The 18,998-nt window shown below is 30.9% G+C and carries 20 protein-coding genes; 11 read left to right on the top strand and 9 right to left on the bottom strand.

Annotated features, from left to right (window positions below; all coding sequences use genetic code 11):
• Positions 1–4 precede the first annotated feature (4 nt).
• From ASC41_RS07890 to ASC41_RS07870, 5 genes are all read left to right on the top strand, one after another.
• The gene (locus ASC41_RS07890) at positions 5–1,426 is read left to right on the top strand and encodes an efflux transporter outer membrane subunit (protein ID WP_055436099.1); all 1,422 of its coding nucleotides are present in this window, start codon (positions 5–7) and stop codon (positions 1,424–1,426) included.
• A gap of 11 nt (positions 1,427–1,437) precedes the next feature.
• Entirely contained in the window at positions 1,438–2,031 is a 594-nt protein-coding gene (locus tag ASC41_RS07885) for a TetR/AcrR family transcriptional regulator (RefSeq protein WP_055436098.1), read from the top strand.
• A 17-nt stretch (positions 2,032–2,048) separates the two neighbouring features.
• Entirely contained in the window at positions 2,049–2,444 is a 396-nt protein-coding gene (locus ASC41_RS07880; protein WP_055436097.1) for a hypothetical protein, read from the top strand.
• 49 nt (positions 2,445–2,493) lie between these two features.
• Positions 2,494–3,075: a Crp/Fnr family transcriptional regulator gene (locus ASC41_RS07875; protein WP_055436096.1), complete on the top strand. Its 582-nt coding sequence runs from the start codon at positions 2,494–2,496 to the stop codon at positions 3,073–3,075.
• Between the two features lie 75 nt (positions 3,076–3,150).
• On the top strand, positions 3,151–4,926 hold the full coding sequence (locus ASC41_RS07870) for an alpha/beta fold hydrolase (RefSeq protein WP_055436095.1): 1,776 nt from the start codon (positions 3,151–3,153) through the stop codon (positions 4,924–4,926).
• A gap of 53 nt (positions 4,927–4,979) precedes the next feature.
• Here the strand turns inward: ASC41_RS07870 and ASC41_RS07865 are convergent, their stop codons facing one another.
• Together ASC41_RS07865 and ASC41_RS07860 are read right to left on the bottom strand one after the other, a co-directional pair.
• The gene (locus ASC41_RS07865; protein WP_055436094.1) at positions 4,980–6,461 is read right to left on the bottom strand and encodes a serine hydrolase; all 1,482 of its coding nucleotides are present in this window, start codon (positions 6,459–6,461) and stop codon (positions 4,980–4,982) included.
• Positions 6,462–6,661: 200 nt separating this feature from the next.
• Positions 6,662–7,663 carry an NAD(P)H-dependent glycerol-3-phosphate dehydrogenase gene (locus ASC41_RS07860; RefSeq protein ID WP_055436093.1) on the bottom strand — a complete coding sequence of 334 codons (1,002 nt, stop codon included), beginning with the start codon at positions 7,661–7,663 and terminating at the stop codon, positions 6,662–6,664.
• A gap of 132 nt (positions 7,664–7,795) precedes the next feature.
• On the opposite strand from ASC41_RS07860, the gene ASC41_RS07855 reads away from it, so the two are divergent.
• Complete coding sequence (locus ASC41_RS07855; RefSeq protein ID WP_055436092.1) at positions 7,796–8,752, top strand: hypothetical protein; 957 nt, start codon at positions 7,796–7,798, stop codon at positions 8,750–8,752.
• Between the two features lie 173 nt (positions 8,753–8,925).
• Positions 8,926–9,411, top strand: coding sequence for a peptidoglycan-binding protein LysM (gene lysM, locus ASC41_RS07850; RefSeq protein ID WP_055436091.1), 486 nt, complete (start codon positions 8,926–8,928; stop codon positions 9,409–9,411).
• 506 nt (positions 9,412–9,917) lie between these two features.
• Here the strand turns inward: lysM and nadD are convergent.
• The 3 genes from nadD to ASC41_RS07835 form a co-directional block, all read right to left on the bottom strand.
• A complete protein-coding gene (gene nadD / locus ASC41_RS07845; RefSeq protein WP_055436090.1) occupies positions 9,918–10,496 on the bottom strand; it encodes a nicotinate (nicotinamide) nucleotide adenylyltransferase in 579 nt (192 codons plus the stop codon).
• A 117-nt stretch (positions 10,497–10,613) separates the two neighbouring features.
• Positions 10,614–11,213, bottom strand: a complete 600-nt coding sequence (gmk, locus tag ASC41_RS07840) for a guanylate kinase (protein ID WP_055436089.1) — start codon at positions 11,211–11,213, stop codon at positions 10,614–10,616.
• A gap of 78 nt (positions 11,214–11,291) precedes the next feature.
• Complete coding sequence (locus tag ASC41_RS07835) at positions 11,292–12,149, bottom strand: YicC/YloC family endoribonuclease (RefSeq protein WP_055436088.1); 858 nt, start codon at positions 12,147–12,149, stop codon at positions 11,292–11,294.
• A gap of 84 nt (positions 12,150–12,233) precedes the next feature.
• On the opposite strand from ASC41_RS07835, the gene ASC41_RS07830 reads away from it, so the two are divergent.
• Complete coding sequence (locus ASC41_RS07830; protein ID WP_055436087.1) at positions 12,234–12,713, top strand: acyl-CoA thioesterase; 480 nt, start codon at positions 12,234–12,236, stop codon at positions 12,711–12,713.
• Here ASC41_RS07830 and ASC41_RS07825 read toward each other — a convergent pair.
• Positions 12,702–13,601 carry a DMT family transporter gene (locus ASC41_RS07825; protein WP_055436086.1) on the bottom strand — a complete coding sequence of 300 codons (900 nt, stop codon included), beginning with the start codon at positions 13,599–13,601 and terminating at the stop codon, positions 12,702–12,704. The two genes, ASC41_RS07830 and ASC41_RS07825, sit on opposite strands and share 12 nt — an antisense overlap.
• A 26-nt stretch (positions 13,602–13,627) precedes the next feature.
• Complete coding sequence (locus tag ASC41_RS07820; RefSeq protein WP_055436085.1) at positions 13,628–13,984, bottom strand: arsenate reductase family protein; 357 nt, start codon at positions 13,982–13,984, stop codon at positions 13,628–13,630.
• A 72-nt stretch (positions 13,985–14,056) separates the two neighbouring features.
• Here ASC41_RS07820 and ASC41_RS07815 point away from each other — a divergent pair, with 72 nt between their 5' ends.
• A complete protein-coding gene (locus ASC41_RS07815) occupies positions 14,057–14,521 on the top strand; it encodes a DinB family protein (RefSeq protein WP_055436084.1) in 465 nt (154 codons plus the stop codon).
• On the opposite strand, the gene ASC41_RS07810 is transcribed toward ASC41_RS07815, so the two are convergent.
• The gene (locus tag ASC41_RS07810; protein WP_055436083.1) at positions 14,510–15,253 is read right to left on the bottom strand and encodes a PdaC/SigV domain-containing protein; all 744 of its coding nucleotides are present in this window, start codon (positions 15,251–15,253) and stop codon (positions 14,510–14,512) included. The two genes, ASC41_RS07815 and ASC41_RS07810, sit on opposite strands and share 12 nt — an antisense overlap.
• A gap of 182 nt (positions 15,254–15,435) precedes the next feature.
• On the opposite strand from ASC41_RS07810, the gene ASC41_RS07805 reads away from it, so the two are divergent.
• Positions 15,436–16,584, top strand: coding sequence for a cystathionine gamma-synthase (locus ASC41_RS07805; RefSeq protein WP_262494961.1), 1,149 nt, complete (start codon positions 15,436–15,438; stop codon positions 16,582–16,584).
• A 70-nt stretch (positions 16,585–16,654) separates the two neighbouring features.
• On the opposite strand, the gene ASC41_RS07800 is transcribed toward ASC41_RS07805, so the two are convergent.
• Entirely contained in the window at positions 16,655–17,440 is a 786-nt protein-coding gene (locus ASC41_RS07800; protein ID WP_055436081.1) for a THC0290_0291 family protein, read from the bottom strand.
• Between the two features lie 211 nt (positions 17,441–17,651).
• On the opposite strand from ASC41_RS07800, the gene gdhA reads away from it, so the two are divergent.
• Complete coding sequence (gene gdhA, locus ASC41_RS07795) at positions 17,652–18,995, top strand: NADP-specific glutamate dehydrogenase (protein WP_055436080.1); 1,344 nt, start codon at positions 17,652–17,654, stop codon at positions 18,993–18,995.
• Positions 18,996–18,998: the final 3 nt, after the last annotated feature.

The raw sequence follows: 18,998 nt of genomic DNA, 5'->3' as shown, positions 1-18,998 counted from the left end.
AACGATGAAATCAATTATAAAACATAGAAATTTTAGTAAAGGAGCACTAATTTTAGTTGTTGCACTTACGTTACAAAGTTGTTTTGTGGCGCAAGATTATGCAAGACCAGAATTAGATATAGAAACTGAAGCACTATACAGAACAGATAACCTGCCAACAGACAGCGTATCTATTGCGGATGTATCTTGGAAAACCTTATTTTCAGACCAATATCTTCAACAATATATAGAGGAAGGTCTGCAAAATAACATGGATGTTCGCATTGCAATACAACAAATGGTAGCTGCCGAAGCTTATGCTAAACAAGGCAAAGCAGGTTATTTACCATCTGTAAGTGTTGGTACAAATTGGACACACCAAGAACTGTCTAAAAACACTCAGTTTGGAGCGTTTTTAACAGACACTTCTACAGATCAGTTTGATGTAACAGCAAACCTATCTTGGGAAGCAGATATTTGGGGAAAAATTCGTAGTAATAAAAGAGCAACTCAAGCAGCTTATTTGCAAAGTGTAGCCGGACATCAAGCGGTGAAAACGCAACTAATTTCAAGTATTGCTAATACATATTACAGTTTATTGGCTTTAGATGCGCAATTAGAAATAACAAAGCAAACCATTGCAACTAGAGAAAGTAGTGTAGAAACTATTAAGGCTTTAAAAGATGCTGGACAAGTAACACAGGTTGCTGTAGATCAGAATGTGGCACAATTTAATAGTGCAAAAGCATTAGAGGTAGATATTGAAACTGCTATTTTTAAAACTGAAAATACACTTAGTATTTTGTTAGGTAAATCTGCTCAAAATTTTGAAAGAAGTAGTTTAGATATTCAAAAAATAGAAGAGGAACTTAAACTTGGAGTAGCGGCAACATTACTTAGTAATAGACCAGATGTTATGGCGGCAGAGTATAACTTAATTCAATCGTTTGAGTTAACTAACGTTGCTAAAAGTAACTTATATCCATCTTTAAAATTAACTGCTTCGGGAGGTTTACAGAGTTTGGAAATAGACAAATTGTTTAATGCAAACTCTTTATTTGCAAATATAGTCGGCGGTTTAACGCAGCCATTATTTAACAAACGTGCTTTAAAAACGCAAAAAGAAGTAGCTATTGCACAACAAGAGCAGTCTTTACTTCAGTTTAAAAAGACATTATTAATAGCTGGAACCGAAGTGTCCAATGCTTTATTTTCTTATGAATCTGAAACTAAAAAATTCGAATTTAGAAAGAATGAAGTTGAGGCTTTACGTCAAGCAGAAAGCAATTCGGATATTTTACTTAAAAATGGTTATGCTAACTACTTAGACTTATTAACAGCAAGACAAAGCGCATTAAGTGCAGAGCTTAATATAATCGATAGTAAATTACAACAACTAGTATCTATTGTAGATTTATATGAAGCACTTGGTGGTGGATGGAGATAAAATAAATTAAAATGATTACTAAAGCAGAGTTATTAAAATGTTCTATTTCAAAATTTACGCAATTTGGTAGCAAACATGTTACTTTAGACGAGATAGCAAATACGCTTGGTATATCTAAAAAAACAATTTATACGTTTTTTAATAACAAAGAAGATCTAGTTGCGGCTAGTGTTGAAAATTTATTGAAGGAGTATAAAAAGGATATAAATGGGATTGTTAATAGCAATGGTAAAAATCCTATTTTGTGTGTTATATTAATTTACCAGAGAGGGTTTGAGTATTTAAAATACTTTAAGCCCTCTTTTCTTTTTGGATTAGAAAAATATTACCCAAAAGCTAGTGCTGTTTTTAATGATTTTATTGAAGAATTAAGTAATAATATTGTTTACAATTTACTTAAACAAGCTCAAGAATCTGGGAATATAAAAGAAGAAGTTAATATAGAATTAATAGTTAATATTTATTTTTTAAGAATTGATAAATTGATTTTTAAGAAGAATAATTTATTAGAAACATACCCAGAAGAAGAACTTTTTAACCATTTAGTAATTTATAATCTAAAAGGAATAATTACAAGCAACTATTCTAATTCTTATTTTGAATAGTTTAGTATTTTTGCAATATGAAAAAAGACATTGACATTCCAAAAGTTGAAGGCGTTTACGTTGCAATTGTAAACGAGTACAACGACATTTACAAAACGCAAGATTGGAACGCTTATATAATTAACGATAAAGATGTTGATTTAGAAATGGTGTTAATAGTAACTAGTGGTTATTCTGAAAAGAAAATGACTTCTATTTTTAGAAAGAAAGTAGATTTGCTTCCTAAAAAAAGTTACGCTAAAATAGAATTGATGCAGGAAGACTTATTTGCGCTTAACAATCAATTTAAGGTTACTTTTTTTCAGGATAATAAAATGTTCGATAAAACATATACTTTTAGAAAAAACACGATTAATCTGCAGGCTTTACAGGCTCTTCCTTTAATGGAAGCACGTGGTGTTTTGGTAAAGTAGATTATTTAGATACTTTTACATTAGATTGTAAAACCTAATTAATAAAAGTATGGACAACAATAAGTTAATAGAATATCTAGAAACCTTTGGAGCTTTAACAAGTAAAGATAAGCTGTGTCTAATAGACAATGTCGAGTTTAAAGCGTACAAAGCTGGAGACGTGTTTTTGCATACTGGAAAAATAGCTAATCAAGTTGGTTTTATTATCGAAGGTGTATTTCGATATTTTTTTTACGATGGTCAAGGTAACGAGATTACATCGTATTTTATGTCCGAAAACCAATTTGTAACCAATATTACTAGCTTTAACGAATACACGTTTAGTTCTGGAACTATTGCCGCAGAGACCGATTGTCTTGTATTAATTATAGATAGAAAAGGTTGGGAGTTGTTTGCAGAGCAAATTGAAAACTGGAATAGTATTATTTCAAAAATTACCTCAAAGACGTTGTTGGAAAAAACTAATTTTCAGCGCCGGCTAATAAACCAAGATGCTAAAGCTTCTTATTTAAGTTTGTTAGAACAAAATCCATCCATTATAAATAGAGTACCTCAAACTCATATTGCTTCATTTCTAGGAATAACAAAATTTTCGTTAAGTAGAATTCGTAATCAAATAGCTAATAAATAGTATTAGTTGTCATTTGGCAACGGATAACATAGCTATCCTTTAGATATTTGTATCATAATAATTAATAAGACTATTATGAAAAAAATATTAAAAATAATTGGTAGTATTCTAGCACTTCTTATAGTTGGAATAGGGATAATATATTTCTTTTTTCCTCAAAAAATTGTAGATTTCACCTACTCTCAAAATGCAAGTGCAGCGAAATTAACAGATGAAATAATAACTGTTAATAGTTATAATACTCATTATTATACAAACAATAATACTACTGCAAAAGACACATTAGTATTGCTTCATGGACTTGGTGATGATAAAAATAGCTTTGTGCAATCGGCTGCATTTTTAACTAACGATTATTATTTAATTATTCCAGATCTTTTAGCTTCGGGAGAGAATGAAAAAGATAACACTTCAGATTTAAGTATTAAAGGTCAAGTTGATTTTTTAAATCAGTTTTTAACCAATTTAAAAGTCGAAAATTTTAGTCTAGCAGGAAACTCTATGGGAGGACATGTGGCTGCTGCTTATGCTATTGCACATCGCGAAAAAGTAAATGCGTTAGTGCTTTTAAATGCGCCAGGTTTAACGTTAGATGATCATGTTGTGTATTCTGGATTTGGTAGTGTTTTAAAAGATGAAACCGATTTAAACGCTGTTTTGTCTCGCGTATTTTATAAAGTGCCAGATTTACCTGGTCCTATTAAAAAAATGTACATCTCTCAAATTAATGAGAGTCGCGATTTTTTAAATAATAATATTATTCCTCAAATAAAAAACGGTCAATATTTTGATTTAAAAAATAACATAAATCAAATAAAAGCACCAACTTTAATTCTTTGGGGAAAACACGATGCTGTTGTAAAGTTTAATGTTGCAGAGCGTTACAATAGAGATATACCATTATCTGAAATCGAAATTATAGAAAATGCTTCACATTCGCCACAATTAGAAGTGCCAGAAGTTGTAGCAACAAGTATTAACAGTTTTATTCAAAATAAAAGTAAACAAATGAAAGCAACAGCACCAACAACTAGAGAACAACATTTAGCTAAAGTACAATTGCATAGATGGTATCAGTTATATGAAAGAGAGATGAATGAGAAACGTATAAACAATCAATTAGATATTTTAGACGATGCTATTTACATGAAATCTGCTGCAGGTGAAATGAAAGGAAAAGCGAATTATCCTGAAAGATTGACGGCTTATAAAGGTTGGCAAAATGCACACCATGTAGAGCATGTAAATGTTACAACTATAGAAGATGGATTAAAATTAGAAGCAGATATTAGGTATCAAAATATAAGACCAGATGGTGAAAAGAAAAGTTACACGATACATTACAACACGAAACTGATTAATGGTGAGGATTATTTACCTAAGTTTTCGTCTATTGAAATAACGCCGACAGGAGAAACTAATGATAACTTTGAAGATGCTTATGTAACTAATAGAGTAAAGTCTTTAATGTATTACTGGATTGCATCTATGGAAAATCTAGATGGAGATGTTTCACCTTTTAAGGAGGTTTTAGCAGATGATTTTGTGTTGAATTTTTCTACACAAAGTAAAATTACTTCTATTAAAGAATTAGAGACATGGTTAAACGGTACACCAACACAGTTATCTAATAGCGAGCATTATCCTAAGCATTTTGAAGTGAAACAAATTATGGAAAATGAGTTTGAAATGAAGGTAGAGTTCGATTGGAAAGGACAATCTAAAGATGGAAAAAAATTAGAAGCTACAACACAGCACACTTGGTATATTTTAGATAACCCAAACGATAGATTTGCTAAAATTTTAAAGGTAGATGTGGTACAGTCTAAGCCATTAAAAGTAGTTGAGTAAGTAAAACAATTATGGTTTATACATTTAGAAGTGTTAATTGGTTTGTAATAACTTTACTTGCCTGTTAACGCTTCTATTTTTTGAATAAATATTTTAGCGTTTTCATTTTCCGTATTATATTCTAAAGATTTCTTATAGTTAAATAACGCTTTAGTGTAATCTTCAGTAGTAAAATAAAATTCGCCTAAACTATCGTAAGAATTAAAATGATTTGGAAACAATTCTAATTGTAGATTGAATAGTTTTAGAGCATCTTCAGTTTTTTTAGTGTTAAGAAGTTGGTATGCTATGGCATTTATATTGTCATTATTTGTGTAATAATTTGTGGTGTCTTTAATTTGTTGTCTTATTTTTTTAATACCATTATCGGTATTATGCAATAATGTTTTTTCTAGAAAGGCAACACTGTTTAATTTAGGATATTTTATCAGTTCGTTTTCTGTACCGTAAAATAAACTCTGCCAATTATTTAATGCTACATCAGAATTGCTATTCATAATTAAGATTAATCCGTAATCACTGTCAGGACATAATAAAAGTCCGCTTTGTACACCACTTGATGTTCCGGTTTTTGAGTAATAAAAACCTTCTTCTTCTCCAATACCTAGGCCTTCCCATAGGTAACCAACAAGATTATCGTCATCGTCTTCAAAAAGAGTTTTTACAGACTCTTTAATTATAGGATTATCACTTTCTAATTGAAACTTCATAAATGTAATTAAATCTGGAAGTGTTGTAATCATTCCAGCAGCTCCACCAAGTAATGGATTTTTATCCAAAGGAGCTAATTTGCCATTATTATAGCTATTTGCTACTCGGCTATCATCAAAATTTGAACCTAATAAATAGGTGTTTTTCATGTTTAATTCATCTAGAAAATCTTGCAGTAAAAGATAATAAGGTTGCTGGTAAACTTGTTCTAAAATATAAGCGACTAGTTCTGGTCCAACAGAGTTGTATGCATAAGTGGTTCCTGGCTTTTTATTTACTGTTACGGTTTTAAGTTCTTCTAGTAAATGGTTAATAGTGTAGGTAAATGATTTGTTTTCAAAATAACCGTTGTTTACACTATCTGTTACTTCTTTAAGTCTTTTTGGTGTTTTATTTTTTAAACCAATAGTGTGTGTAAGTAGATTTTTAATGGTTATTGGTGTGCCTTCAAATTCTAAATTAGAATAGTTTCCTTTTAAGTATTTTCTAATATCGTCGTTAAGAGTAATCTTGTTTTCTAAAACAGCTTTAGCAGCTAAAGATCCTGCAAATACTTTGGTTATAGATGCTATTTCGTATAAAGTATTATCGTCTGGAGTATTGTTGGCGCCTTTATCGATTTCACCGTAATAATTTTTATAGATTTTTCCGTCTTTATAAATAGCAAACGCTAAGGAGTTAATATTGTTTTTCTCTAAGGTTTGGTTGGCATAAATATCTACAAGCTTTGTGATTTCTTTAAAAGCATCAACTTTTTTTTCTGTTTTAGATTTACAACTAAAAGTGATTACAATAAGTAATAATAGGATTGCTTTAAATTTCATGATAATTACGTTTCTTATGTAAGCGTTAAATAATAGCTTTTAATAAGGATAACGATATAACATGTTTGTTACAGTTTCGCTCGCGTTAGGGATTGAAACGGCATCCTTTTTTTGAGGTACGATAAAAAAGATATAGTGTAAAGCCCGACCCTTGTGGTAACGCCAAAAATAAAAAAATCCCTTTTTTCAAAGGGATCTATTTAATCTAATTTATCGGTTAATTTTTTAAATACTTTTTTAGCATCCTTACCTTCGTATAACACATCGTAAACAGCATCTACTATTGGTAAACGTGTTTTCTTTTTGTTTTTTTGATTTAATAAATGTGCACTTTTTGTGGCGTAATAACCTTCGGCTACCATGCTCATTTCCATTTGTGCAGATTTTACGGTGTAGCCTTTGCCAATCATGTTTCCAAACATGCGGTTTCTAGAAAAAGTAGAATATCCGGTAACTAATAAATCGCCTAAATAAGCCGAGTTATTGATGTTACGTTTCATTTTGTGCATTTTTTTGATAAAACGCTTCATTTCGCGAATGGCATTACTCATTAAAACACTTTGGAAATTATCTCCATAGCCTAAGCCGTGTGCAATACCTGCTGCAATAGCATAAATGTTTTTAAGCATTACGGCGTATTCTGTACCAATTACGTCGTCACTAATTTTTGTTTTTATGTAATCGCTCGATAACATATCTGCAATCGCTTGTGCTTTGTCTTGGTCGGCACATGATATTGTTAGGTACGATAAACGCTCTAAGGCAACCTCTTCGGCATGGCATGGTCCTGCGATAACGCCAATATTTTCGAAAGGGATATTGTAATTATCATGAAAATGTTCGCCTAGTAATTTTCCGGTTTCTGGTATAATACCTTTTACTGCAGAGACCACTGTTTTGTTGGTAATGTCTACGGTAAGCTTTTGTAATTCTGAATAGATAAAGGCAGATGGTACTACAAAAATAAGTACATCGGCATAGTTAGCCATTTCGTTAATATCGTTGCTTAGTTTCAATTGTTCTAAATGAAACTCTACGGAACTTAAATATGCAGGATTGTGTTGTTCTTTTAATAAGTGTTCTTTAGTATAAACGCTACGCATATACCAACCTACTTCGTCTAAGTTTTCGCAAAGCATTTTTACAATTGCAGTTGCCCAACTTCCAGATCCAAAAACAGCGTATTTTAATTGTTGACTCATAAATAAACAGTACGATTATAAAACAAATTTACGCAATTATAAGTTGTTAGTAAAACACTGAGAACTATAGAGATAAATTTTTGGCACAGCTTTTGAAATTAGTCTAGTATCAATCCATAAAACGAAACGATTATGAAGACATTAAAACTACTTTCGGTATTTGCCTTAATGGCAACTTTATTAAGCTCTTGTTACACAGAAGTTCTTGTAGAAGACGATTATATAAATAATACAGCTCCTGCAATATCTGTAAATCAATTATTAAATTCTTACGAGTTGTGGTATGTGGATGTTAATGAAACTATAGGTTATGGTCAGTCTCCATTTTTACAAATTGCGTTTACAATCTCTTTTAGAAATGGAACGTTATACGCAAACAACAATTTAGTTGGTATTGGTAGCCAAGGAAACGGTTATGGTGTTCCAATTGGTTATTACAACGCCTATAATATGATTTTAGATGTCGATCATGATATAGATGGTTACGATAGTTTTGATGTGTATCAGGTAGATTACAATACAATAGAATTATACAACCCGTTTAACGATACATCTTATTTTTTAAATGGTTACCAACGTTCTAACTTTGATTATAATTACGTTTTTTATGATAACATTCAATATTTTATGCAAGAGTACGAAGCTTGGGAAAAAACATATACAAGCCAATATGGTGCATTAAATGAGTTTGATAATGAAAATTTCTTACAGTTTTTATCAGGTGGTAATGATGATGCTTTTAGAAGCTCTCAAGATCAATATGGTACTAATCCAAACAATTTATATTGGGATTTTACAGGAGATTATAACGTAGGTAACATAAATGGTAATCTGTACTTAAAGTCTTTAGTGTTAGATTATGATTATTTTAGTAACGAGATTTTTGAGCTTAGCGTTATTAACGATCAAAGAATTGAATTATATCACATAGGATCTGGAACTGTTTACGAGTTTACTGGCAGAGGTTATATAGAATATTTAAAAGAAGGAACGACGTTAAATAAGTCTAAAACTTCAGCACAAAAGAAACGTAAGCAGCATAGTGTAAAAAAGGAAAACAGTAGAGAGAATACACGAAAGCAATTGTAATAACTAGAAAAATAAGAAGATAAACTGCTTAAAAAAACACACATTAAGCAGTTTTTTTAACTTTATATCGAGTTTTATAATTATATTAATATACGTAAGTTGTGATTGATTTAGATTTTGTCCAACTTTACAATAGTAGAATTAACCAATAACAATTAAAAACAAAACAAATTATGGGATTATTTTCATTCATTAAAAACGCAGGAGCTAAAGTATTTGGTATAGGAAAAACTGATGCTGAAGAAGCTGCTGAAGCTGTAGCTGCAGAAATAAAAGTAGAAGAGGCTGCTGCAAGAAAATTAGAAGAAACAATTAGAGATTTAGATTTAAAGGTAGAAGGGCTAAGTGTTCATATTGATGATGATGCTGCAACTATATCTGGATTAGCTTATGATCAAGCTACTCGTGAAAAAGCGATATTAGTAGTTGGTAATAGTAATGGTATTGCTACTGTAGATGATAAAATGACTGTAGAGCACGTAGAGCCAGAAGCACAGTTTCATACAGTTGTTAGTGGAGATACTTTAGGTAAGATTGCTAAGAAATTTTATGGTAATGCTATGAAGTATCCTGTGATTTTTGAAGCTAATGAGCCAATGTTAGAGCACCCAGATAAAATTTATCCAGGACAAGTATTACGTATTCCAGTTTTAGACTAAATATAAAACAAACAGTTCTTAAAACGGATTGAGATATTTTATAAAATTAATTAAACCAGAGAGGCTATCTTCTTTGGTTTTTTTAAGCAACATATTTAGATTTAATATATTTAATAAAAAAGCCAACTCGAGAGAGTTGGCTTTTTACGCTATTAATCAAAATAACAAATAATACCTAAAAATTATTTGCTATGGCTATACTTTAAATAGATTAGAAATTTCTAATTATTAAAGTGTGTTATTTTTTTATTGAACATCTAAAAAAGGGATAAAAGAGTAGATGTTAAGTCTAATTCTAATTCAAAATTAGAATAAAGAAAGAGTGTTCACAAAATTATTTTTAATGATTTCGTGTATTTCATCGAAAAAACAGCTTTTTAGTCTATTTGTATTACGGTAAAAACCGTAATTTTTTCTGTTTGTAAGAATTTATTTCGAGTTTTGAAACCGTTTTTTCTTAGAAAAACAGATTTTAGTATAATTACAAACTGTAATAAGAGTAACTGCTATCTATAAAAATTCATTAAGTCTAAATACTCCCAAACGTTTTTTGGTAATAGTGGCTTAATGTTTTTACCTTCTTTAATAGCATTTCTAATTAAGGTTGAAGAAATTTCCATGATAGGAGCATCCACTTTATGAATTTTTTCATGTCCAGTAAACTGAGTGTCTACAGCACCTTTAGAAATTCTTGGATACACATAAATATTATGGTTCTCTAAAATAATCTCGTAGTTTTTCCATTTATGGAAACTCTTTAAATTATCTTCTCCCATAATTAAAGAAAACTGATAGTTTGGATGTTTTTCTTGTAAATAGGTAAGTGTATTTATAGTGTAGTTTGGTTGTGGTAAATTAAACTCAATATTACTTTCTTTTAGCTTATCATAATCTTTAGTAGCAAGATGTACCATTTCCAAACGTTGAAAATTATCTAATAAAGAACTCTTCTTTTTAAAAGGATTATGTGGTGTAACTACAAACCAAATTTGGTCTAAATCGCTATTCTCTACTAATTGATTTGCAATAATTAAATGCCCAATATGGATTGGATTAAAAGAGCCAAAATAGAGACCTATATTCATTTCAATTTAATATTATTTATCAGTTTGAGTGAAATTGATTTTTTATCGAGGTTTTTTTAAAATTACTTCTTGATACAATTTTCTCGTTGCTTAAAAATCACTCGAAGTGATACTAGTTTATTTTTTATTTTCAGTTGTTAAAAAATGCCCAACAAGGTTTTCTGCATCTTGTAATGCTTTTTCTAAATGGTCGTTTTCAATAATAACATCAAAAAGTGGAGCAGTAGCAAGTTCTGCACTAGCTTTCGCTACACGCATATTTATTTTATCGTCGCTTTCTGTTTTTCTTTTTTTAAGCCTAATTTTTAACTCGTCTATACTTGGCGGTTTTACAAAGACGGCTAAAGTTTGTTCTGGAAACTTACGTTTAATACGTAGACCACCAGAAACATCAATATCGAAAATAACATTTTTACCTAAAGCCCATAGACGTTCAACTTCTGTTTTTAAAGTACCATAAAAGTTATCTCTATAGACTTCTTCCCATTCTAGAAAATCGTCGTCTTTAATATGTTGTTTAAAATCGTTTGCAGATAAGAAGTAGTAATCTTCTGCATGAACCTCTGTGCCTCGTTTTTCGCGAGAAGTAGCAGAAATAGAAAATGCTAAATTTAATGCTTCTTGCTTTAGTAAGTGTCTAACAATTGTTGTTTTTCCAGATCCAGAAGGCGCAGAAAATACAATTAATTTGCCTTGTTTAGTTGTGTCTTTATTCACTTGGGTATTCTTAAAATATTAAAAAAAGGTCTTGACTAAGCGCGACCAAACGATAAAATTAAATGTCAATTATATTGACTATAGAACGTTTAATAATTGTTCTTTAATTTTCTCTAATTCGTCTTTCATTTGTACAACTAACTGCTGCATTGGAGCATAATTACTTTTAGAACCAATGGTGTTAATTTCTCTTCCCATTTCTTGTCCAATAAACGCTAATTTTTTTCCATTAGAATCATCAGAATTAAGAGTTTCAATAAAATAATTTAAATGGTTTTTTAAGCGTACTTTCTCTTCTGTAATATCGAATTTTTCTATGTAGTAAACCAATTCTTGTTCAAAACGGTTTTCATCGTACTTTTCTCTAAGGTCTTCTACACCTTTCTTTAAACGCTCACGCACACCTTCAACACGTTCTGGGTCTATAGCGATTACTTGGTCTAATAAGTTTTCTATAGTTGTTACGCGGTTTTTAAAATCGCTTTCTAGAACTTCACCTTCATTTAAACGATATTCTTTAATAGCAGCAATTGCAACTTTAATTTCAGTTTCAATTTTAGCCCATTCTGTATTGTCTATCTCTTCGCGTTCAGTATTTAAGGCATCTGGAAAACGAACAGCCATTTTAAGAAGTTCAATTTCATTACCATCAACTACATTTTTAAGTTGCTGTATATATTGTTTTACAACTGGAGTATTAATTTTAGTCGAGGTGTCTTCAGCAGTAGCTTCAACATAAATAGAGAAATCTATTTTTCCACGATCTAACTCTTTTGCCATTAACTTACGCAAGTAAAGCTCTTTTTCTCTGTAAATAGAGGGCATTCTAGCATTCAAATCTAGATTTTTGCTATTAAGCGATTTTAGCTCAATTGTAATTTTTTTTGTTGGTAATTGTAATACAGATTTACCATAACCTGTCATTGAATGTATCATAAAATAATTTATAAAGATGTGCAAAGGTAATGAAAACAGAATCCTTAGAAAATAGTATTTTTGTATTTCAAAATCTATATAAATATGTACAAAAAACAGTTTGAAATACGTTGGAGTGATGTTGATGCTAATAGGCATTTAGCTAATTCTGCTTACACAAATTTTATGAGTCATACTAGAATGGCTTTTTTAATGGAGCACGGTTTTACTATGAAAGAGCTAGCAATACATAATATTGGGCCAGTAGTTTTTTACGAGCATATGCATTATTTTAAAGAAGCATTTATGGGACAACCTATTACTGTTTCTTTAGAAGTTTCGGGATTGAGTGAAGATGGTACGTTTTTTAAATTTGATCATAATTTTTATAATCATAAGGGTGAGAACATTGCTTTTTGCGAAATGTTTGGAGCTTGGATAGATTTAAAAGCAAGAAAAATGACCAATTTGCCACAAGTTCTTATGGATTTAGCAGATGCGTTTCCAAAATCTAAAAACTATAAAATTTTAACTAAAGAAGATACAAGAGTAAATGGTAGAGCGCCAAAAAATTTAACGCTCTAATTTTACTTTTGGTTTTTTTGTAACTAAATATACGCCTCCAAATATTAATGCGGAGGCTATTAGTTTTACAGAAGTTACACTATCGCTTCCCATTGTAATTGCAAAAATACCAGCTATTACCGGTTGTATGTACATAAATGTACTTACGGTTGATGCTTTTAGGTGTTTTAATGCCAAAGGATTTAATAAGTAAGTTCCAAATGTTGCACCAACAACTACAAATAGTACCGAGAATATAATATAAGGTGTAAAGGTTGAGAATTGTGTAGCAACTAATTCGCTGTATCCAAACGGAATTACCATAATTAATCCAAACAAAAACAACCAACGAATAAATGTAAATGGATGGTATTTATAGGTTAATTTTTTTATAATTATAATATAGATACTATATGAAACAGCATTAATAAAAACCAGTAAATTACCTAGTAACACGTTGTCACCTTCTAAGTTCGATTTTCCATAAATGCTTAGCACTAATGCTCCAGAGAAACCTAATATTACACCTATAATTTTTAAAAGAGTAAGGCGTTCTTTTAGGTAAAAAGTAGATAATACTAACACAATTATGGGTGTCGTTATCATAATTACCGAAGCGTGAATAGGCGTTGTAAACTCTAATCCTTTAAAAAAGGTAAGCATGTTTATTGTAACACCAAAAATAGCAGCGCAAAAGAAGGTTAAATAATCCTTGCGATCAATTTTTTCTTTAGGACCTAAAAAACTGAACATCCAAAATAAAGCAGTTGCTCCAGTAATACGAACTAATATAAAACCAAAAGGTTTCATATAGCCACCAGCTATAACATCTTTGGCAAACGTGAAGTTTAAACCATAAAGTAACTGAACTATAAATGCCGCAATTAGTGCCCAATATCTAGTTTTCATGTGTTTTGTTTTTTAATGGACACATGTTAATCATTTAAAGCATTTTTTACAGCCTCAACATTTTGCTTAGAGTTACCTATATAAATCTTATTGTTTAAAATAAAAACAGGTCGGCTTAAAAAAGTATAATGTTCAAGAATTAGATTTCTGTAATCCGTTTCTGTTAAGTTTTTGTTCTTTAAATCGCGTTGTTTGTAAAGTGTTGCTCTTTTGCTAAAGAGAGCTTCGTAACTACCTGCGAGTTCCTTCATTTCTTCTATTTGAGCTTCGGTAATAACTTCAGTTTTTATATTTTGAAGCACTACGTTTTCTGGTAAATCAAGCTCTTTTAGTATGCGAATACATGTACTGCAAGATTTTAAATAATATACTTTATTAGTCATCTCAATAATTTTAGTAGTACAAATTAAAATCATTTAAAGTAGATTCTACTATATTTATAAAAAATTTGAACTATGGATTTTACTTTCGATGTATTTGCAAAAACTAGAGGTTTTTTTAAAGCCTATTTAGAAGAATTGTCACTAGCACAACTTAATGCTATACCAAATGGATTTAATAATAATATTATCTGGAATATAGGACACAGTATAGTAACTGAGCAGATTTTGGTTTATAAACTTTCTGGGTTAAAACCAAATGTAAGCGAAGCGTTAATTGAAAAATATAAAAAAGGAACTACACCAGACGGTAATGCTACACAAGAAGAGGTTGATGAGTTGAAAGTTTTAGCGTATTCTACAATAGAACACACAAAGGCAGATTTTAGTTCTAAAGTCTTTAGTACCTTTAATGAATACACATTGTCTACTACTGGAAATACATTAACAAATGTAAACCAAGCGATACAGTTTGCTCTTATTCACGAAGGTATGCATGCTGGTTATATTTTAGCAATGCTACGTGCTTTAAAAGTTTAAATAGTTGTTAGCAACAGTATAAGGAATTGTAAATTCTATTATATTATTAGAAGAAGAATTAAAGGTGTCGTAAAAAACAATCACACCGTCTTCGCTAAAACCTAAGTTTTCTGGCAGGTTAAAAGTGTCTGTTTCAAAAGCTTCAATACGATCGTTGTTTGCCGAAAGTAACTCTTTGTCGTAATACTTTTTTGCTAATATTGTAAATGAAGATACATCATTTATTAAATCTTTAGTTTCTAGTTGTAGACCTGTTTTAGCATCAAAATTGTAAAATTTGAATATCAAATTGCTATGCGCTCCTCCAGTATTAATACTAGAGTTCATAGCTACAGAAACTAAAGTTTCGTTTTGATAAATTATTTCACCATCTACTAAAACTTCCCAAGAAGGTAAATTGGTGTATAGTGTTTTTCCTATTTGTGTTTTAAAATCGATATATGCTTTTTTAAAACCTTCAATGCTTTCTTGAGTGCTTGTTTTTGTTTCAGAAACAGCTTCAATATTTAGTGCCGAATTCACGAAATTTGTAAGAGTTGCATTAATTTGTTTCGCAGCTTCAGTTTTACCTTCGGCTTTTGGGATGTTTATTTCTATAGTTGTTTCTCCTTCGTCTATAATAGAAGTGTCAGTAAAATTTAGGACAACGTCATCTTTACAAGAAAAACAGATACTCGAGATAATGATTAGACTAAAAATTTTTATTAATCTGAAGGAAGAGTTATGAAACATTGATAAAAGGTTTTAATGCAATTTATATACAACGAATTAAAGGCTATTTTTGTTGTAATCAAAAGAAAACTGAAAGTTGTTTTTTAGATGAAGTAAAATCCGTTTTTATCAATTAACCTTATTGAGATTTTAACAATTAAAGTCTTGTTAATTAAGGTTATTACGATTTAAAAACGAAAAAGATAAAACACATGAAATTCAATACAAAAACCATTCACGGTAAACAACATCCAGATAAAGCATATGGAGCAGTAATGCCGCCAATCTATCAAACATCTACCTATGCGCAAACAACACCTGGAGGACATAAAGGTTATGCGTATTCTAGATCTCATAATCCTACAAGGCATGCTTTGGAAAATGCTTTTGCAAGTATAGAGAATGGAGAATTTGGTCTGGCTTTTGGTTCTGGTTTAGCAGCTATAGATGCTGTAATGAAATTATTAAAACCTGGAGATGAGGTTGTTTCTACTAACGATTTGTATGGTGGAACCTACCGTTTGTTTACTTCTATTTTTGAAGGTTTTGGCATTAAATTTCATTTTGTAGGCATGGAAAATGCTGCAAATATTGAAAATTATATAAATAGTAATACAAAACTAATTTGGGTAGAAACACCCACAAACCCAATGTTAAATATTATTGATATTAATGTTGCTGCTACAATTGCAAAAAAGCACAATGTCTTGTTGGCTGTTGATAATACTTTTGCAACGCCTTATTTACAGCAACCTTTAGATTTGGGTGCAGATATTGTTATGCATTCTGCAACAAAATATATTGGTGGACATAGCGATTTGGTAATGGGAGCTTTAATAGTGAAGGATAAAGATTTAGCAGATAGGTTATATTTTATACAAAATGCAAGTGGTGCTATTTGTGGTCCACAAGATGCGTTCCTAGCGCTACGCGGAATTAAAACATTACACGTTAGAATGCAGCGTCACTGTGAGAATGGAAAGGCTATAGCCGAGTATTTAGTATCTCACCCAAAAGTTGAAAGTGTATATTGGCCAGGTTTTAAAAACCACCCTAATTATGATATTGCAAAAGCTCAAATGAAAGATTTTGGTGGTATGCTTTCGTTTAATACAAAAGGAAATAATTATGAAGAAGCTATAAAAGTGGTTGAGAGTTTAAAAATTTTCACATTAGCTGAATCATTAGGAGGAGTAGAGTCGTTAGCAGGACATCCTGCAAGTATGACGCATGCAAGTATTCCAAAAGCTGAACGCGAGAAAATAGGAGTTGTAGATTCTTTAATTAGATTAAGTATTGGTATTGAGGATGAAGAAGATTTAATAAATGACTTAAAGCAGGCGTTAGGATAATATTTACTTTAACGCATAAAAAAAGAACTCAGTTTAAAACTGAGCTTTTTTTATGAAATTTTATTATTGGTTAATCTAAATAATAAATATATCCGAAGTTAAGCCATACTAGCCAATCATTATTTTTGTTGTAAACTAAATCATGATCTAAACCATCAATTAAGTCGTTAAAATAATATTGACCTCTAAGATCGATCATTAAATCTGATGATGTACTTAGTTTGTAACGTGCTCCAATACTAGAAACTACAGACCAAGTACTGCCGCCGCTAACATCTATGGGTTTAGAGTTTTGATTTACAAACCATGGTGTGTAATAAGTATTTCCTGGGCCAGTGTAAGTAGAGCTAACTTTTGGGTTAAAAGACACATAATGAGCACCAAAACTAACAAAAGGAGCTAATTTATAAGCGAAAGCTTGAAAAGAACGTATACTTAAAGGAAAGTATTCAATTTGCATTCCAATATCAAAATTGTTTGCTTCACCTTCTTGGCCTCTCAGTCTCTGTGCACTCAAACTGGTTTTTGCTGGGTCTACAAATTCTCCAAAATGTTTAAGTTTTGTTTTATTATAAGAAATTTCGGTTCTTAATTTAAAGTGATCATTAAAATAATTGTCTGTTGTATAACAGTTACAACTTGCTTGGTAAGCAAAGTTTATATAATGCACTATTCCAATACCAAACCCTGTGTTCCCTGCATTTGTTTCAAATTCACTTCTTAACCCATAATCCGATTTAAAGGCTACGGGTCCAGTAATTACACCTATTTCATGAGAGAAACCTAGCTGCGCAAAAGAAGTTTGAGCAGTAAGGATAATGATAATTAGCTTCGCTAGTTGTTTTGAATTAAGCATGGTTATGTCCAAGATTTAGAGGCATTAAACAAACAAATATATGAAAAGACGATAAACAAACAAGTATTATAGATAAAATGCAACAAAAAAAAATAGAATAAAATTTATAGGTTGCGAAAAAGAAAAAAAATAAGCATCTTTTTTAAAGATAATGTATCTTTGTCTTATAAATCAAGTATCTCTATTATTAAAAACATAATTAGCCAGTTAGATGGAAAATAAAATTCAAGCATTTTTAGATTTAGTAAAAGAAAAAAATGGTCAAGAGCCAGAATTTTTACAAGCTGTTCATGAGGTTGCAGAAACTGTAATCCCATTTATTGAAGAGAATCCTAAGTATCAAGGAAAAATGTTATTAGAGCGTATGGTAGAACCTGAGCGCACTATAATATTTAGAGTGCCTTGGATCGATGATAAAGGAAATACTCAGGTAAATAGAGCTTTTAGAGTAGAATTTAATTCTGCAATAGGACCATATAAAGGAGGTTTACGTTTTCATCCTTCTGTAAACTTAAGTATTCTTAAGTTTTTAGGTTTTGAACAAGTATTTAAAAACTCTCTTACAACTTTACCTATGGGTGGAGGAAAAGGAGGAAGTGATTTCAATCCTAAAGGAAAAAGTGATAACGAAGTAATGCGTTTTTGTCAATCATTCATGTCTGAGTTATTTCGCCATATTGGAGCAAATACAGATGTTCCTGCTGGAGATATTGGAGTTGGTGGACGTGAAATTGGTTACATGTTTGGACAATACAAACGATTAGCAAACGAATTCACAGGAATATTAACAGGAAAAGGAATAAGCTACGGCGGTTCTTTAATTAGACCAGAAGCAACAGGTTATGGTTGTGTATATTTTGCAAAAAATATGCTTGCAACTAAAAACGATTCTTTCAAAGGTAAAACTGTAGTTATTTCTGGATCAGGAAATGTTGCTCAGTATGCCTGTGAAAAAGCAACAGAATTAGGTGGTAAAGTTGTTACAATGTCGGATTCATCTGGATACATATATGATGAAAACGGAATAGATGCTGAAAAATTAGCATTTATTATGGAATTGAAGAACGAAAGACGTGGAAGAATTAGCGAGTATGTAGATACATATTCTTCAGCTAAATTCTTTGCAGGAGAAAGACCATGGAGTGTTGACTGTGATGTGGCTATGCCATGTGCAACACAAAATGAATTAAATAAAGAAGAAGCGGAAGCTTTAGTTAAAAACAATGTTATTGCTGTTGCAGAAGGTGCAAATATGCCTACTACTCCAGAGGCTATTGAAGTTTTACAAAAAGCAAAAGTGTTATTTGCTCCAGGAAAAGCATCTAATGCTGGTGGTGTTGCAACTTCTGGTTTAGAAATGAGCCAAAACTCTTTAAGATATAATTGGACAAGAGAAGAGGTGGATGCTAAGCTTAACCAGATTATGAATGATATTCATGAATCTTGCGTTAAATACGGTACAGCAAAAGACGGTAGTGTAGATTACGTAAAAGGTGCAAATATTGCAGGCTTTGTTAAAGTAGCAGACGCTATGTTAGCTCAAGGTGTAGTGTAGTTG

The organism is Lacinutrix algicola, assembly GCF_001418085.1.
Classification (GTDB): domain Bacteria; phylum Bacteroidota; class Bacteroidia; order Flavobacteriales; family Flavobacteriaceae; genus Lacinutrix; species Lacinutrix algicola.
This window is presented reverse-complemented; position numbering and strand designations above follow the sequence as displayed.